The sequence below is a fragment of the Protofrankia sp. CiP1_Cm_nod3 genome (assembly GCF_982290655.1).
On the sequence record NZ_CEVIVD010000032.1, the window covers coordinates 1 to 3179 of the forward strand.

Sequence of the window (3179 nt, forward strand, 5' to 3'; positions counted from 1 at the left end):
GGCCGTGGCGGGGCGTCCAGCGGGTTGAGCCGGGTGGACAGGCCCGGGCCGATGTAGGTCGGCTCGCAGCCCAGCCGACGGGCCAGCCGGGTGTACTCACCTTTCGGGTCGCAGGGCACCGCCGCCTGGTAGCCGAACGCGGCCCCTCGCGAGATCAGCGTCTTGAGCAGGGACGACTTGCGTGAGCCGACCGAGCCGAAGACCGCGAAGTTGGGGTTCTCGATGACCTGCTGGCGGTAGAGCTCGAACACGTCGAAGACGAAGGAGTCGCCGGACCAGACGTGGCGGCCGATGTACATGCCGGGGGTGTCCAGCCCGGCGTCCACGACGAACGGGTAGATGCCGGCGATCTGCGCGGTCGTCTCCATGTGGGCTGGCAGGCGCAGCTTGTGGAAGGTCCGGCCGGCGTGCGGGCCGACGAGGGGCGGTGGCTGCTCGCCGCGGCGCAACGCCATCCGGGCCCGCCGGATCGCCGCCCGTTCGGCCCGGGCGGCGGCCCGTTCGCCGCGCTGTGCCTCACGTTCGGCCCGCCGCAGGTCCTTCAGCTCGCGATGGGTCTCCCGGTCGGTACCGGCCCCGCCCGACGAACGGTGCGGTGTCATGACACCCCCACGGCCAGCGGCAGAGCGGCGACGCTGAACCCCTGATCCTGTTCGCCGACCAGACGGACCATCTCCAGCCGGCTGCGGGACGCCAGCGTCTCCGCCTCGCCGCACGCATCGGCCAGGCTGTCGAGGTCGTCCGCGGAGACCGTCACGAACCCGTGGAAGCGGAAGGCGCCGAACCCGGCGATGAGCTCCTGCTCGCGGCGCTCCACCTCGGACGCTTCGGCCATGTCGCGCTGGGTGGTGACCTTACCGACCTTGTCGCGCATCTGCTGTTCACCCAGGTGTGCCATCCGGCGGCGGTTGACCGCCTTCTCGGCCTTGCGGCCGGGCATCGGCTCGACGATCAGGGAGACCGTCCGCCGGCAGGTGGTCTCCATCAGCAGCGGGGCGAGGAACGCGGCCGGGGACGGCACCCGTGGCCAGCCGTTGATCCAGTAGGTGGTGTGGAAGCCGGAGTCGGTACGATAGTGGTCCCAGCCGGCCACCGCGCGCACCGGGCCGGCGATCGCCGGGTCGACACCCGACGGCAGCCCCGCGAGCCCGCCGGCCCGGTCGGAGACCGCGCCACCGCGTGCGTCGATCATCTCGATCGAGTACGGGTCGTAGGTCGTCCGGATCACTGCGGCCAGGGCGCGCGGTGGCAGCCAGCCGACCGTGTTGATCGACGCTCTGGCCAGCGCGGCCTCCATGGTGCGCAGCTCGCCGAGCAGGACCGCGCAGGCCGCGTGGTCACCACCGCCGGCGCGTTGGATCGCCCGCCGTACGTCGCGGGCGCGCAGCTGGAACGACAGGAAGGTCTCGTGTCGCTGGGCGACCGGGCCGGCGGCGTCGATGACCTCCTGGTACGCCTCGGCCGCCCACGAGCCGTCGTGCTGCCCGCGCACCCGCCAGTGCCGTTGCAGCTGGTCCCCGGAGTCCGGCAGGGTGCGTTCCAGCCACTGCAGGCGGGACAGCCGCCCGCCGCCGACGGTCAGCCCGGCGAGCAGCTCACCCCAGGCGTCCACCCTGGCCTGCTGGTCGCCGGACTCCAGCAGCGCGAACTGGCTGCCCTGCACCTGCAGGACAGCCGTGAACGTCCCCCGCCTGGTGTCCTTGACCACCGCCACGTAACGGCCGTTGCCCACCGGCACCGACAGCATCACCAGGGACGACAGCGGCCCGGGCAGCGCGGTCCTGGACAGGTGGTCGGAGCTGTTGCCGACCCTGAACACCGCCCCGCGGAACACCGTCTCACCCATCACCTTCTGCATGGTGAAACCGAAGAGGATCGGTACCCACTGATCGAGGTTACGGTCGTCGACGCGGACGAACGCGATGAACCCCAGCGCACCGGCCAGCACGATCCATCCCGGGGCGAACATGACCGGCGAACGCAGCGCCCCGAGGACGCACAGCATCACGCCGACCATCAGGCCCAGCTGTGGCCAGCGCATACCGAGCAGGATGCCGCCACGTTCCAGCGGCCCGAACCGGTAACTGCGTTCGGCGACCACGCCCTGCTCAGCCTCCCCCGGTACGCGTGGGGTGGACGGGTGGCCTCGGCGAAGTTACCTTGGGTGATGATCCCGCGACCGGTAGCGCCCGCGGAACAACGCGGGGAGACCCCGCGGAGGCGCCGTTGGCGGCCGGTGCCGCGACCCGGCTGCCCGCGCCGGTTGCCGACCGGGTTCGTGGTGCGGGGGAGCCGACGTTCGCGTGTTCCGCGGAGCGGGCCGCGGGCCGTGCTGATTGCCCGCTGCCGGCCCGGGCGACAGGCGCGCCGACCCGTGCCGGGCTCACCCCGGCCCCGCGACGGCCGCTGGCCCGGGCCGGGACACCGGTGCCGACCGGGGCGAGGTCGCCGGTGAAGGGCCGGCCCGCGTCCACCGCCGAGCCGCTGCGCTGCCGGTTCTGCAGCCGCCCGCCGATACCCCGGAAGGTCTCCCGCGACGACGAGCCGAGCAGCGCACCGGCACCGTGGCCGAAACTCGCCGCGCCGCGCCTGCCCGCCGCGCCGATGACCTGCATGAGCTGGACGTCAGCCATCCCGATCACACGTAGCAGGACGAACGGTGAGAACACCGCGGCAGCCATGACCACGATACCGCTGAGAATGGTCAACGTCTGGTCCATACCCGACCCGGTCGCGTCACCCGCTATGCTCGCGCCCAGGGTGAAGATCGCGTAAATGACCGGCTTGGCCAGGATGAGCGCCGCGAGGATCTCCATGGCCCGCTTCATCCAGTCGCGGGTCGATATCGCCGGCTGCCCGGCCAGGTACAGCGGGATGAACACCGCAACCGCGATGATTGCTATTTTGCGGATGTAGAGAACCAGGAAGAGCGCGAACGAGAACAGCGCGACCAGCAGTGACAGAACCATGTCAAGGGCGAAGTTCCCCTGCTGGGGGAGAGTTCTGAGCTGGGCTACCAGACCTGCGCCCAGAGGCGCGCCGTCACCGAACGCCTCGGACATGCCGTCGGCAGCGGAAAGCACCATCTGCAGCAGGGTCAGCATGACGAAGGAGCCGAAAATCGCCGTCCCGGTGGACGCGAGCGAGCGGCCCAGCAGATGTGCGTCCCCCCGGATCGC

At 71.3% G+C, this 3179-nt stretch carries 2 protein-coding genes and 1 pseudogene; all 3 read right to left on the reverse strand.

The window, feature by feature from the left end; genetic code table 11:
* Positions 1-602, reverse strand: a pseudogene (locus tag AC5LUJ_RS08865) (conjugal transfer protein TraC); the annotation flags it as partial.
* Positions 599-2101 carry an SCO6880 family protein gene (locus AC5LUJ_RS08870; RefSeq protein WP_250293045.1) on the reverse strand — a complete coding sequence of 501 codons (1503 nt, stop codon included), beginning with the start codon at positions 2099-2101 and terminating at the stop codon, positions 599-601. The gene AC5LUJ_RS08870 and the pseudogene AC5LUJ_RS08865, both read right to left, overlap by 4 nt.
* Positions 2102-2108: 7 nt before the next feature.
* On the reverse strand, positions 2109-3179 hold a 1071-nt coding region (locus AC5LUJ_RS08875), incomplete at its 5' end, for a hypothetical protein (protein ID WP_493464756.1).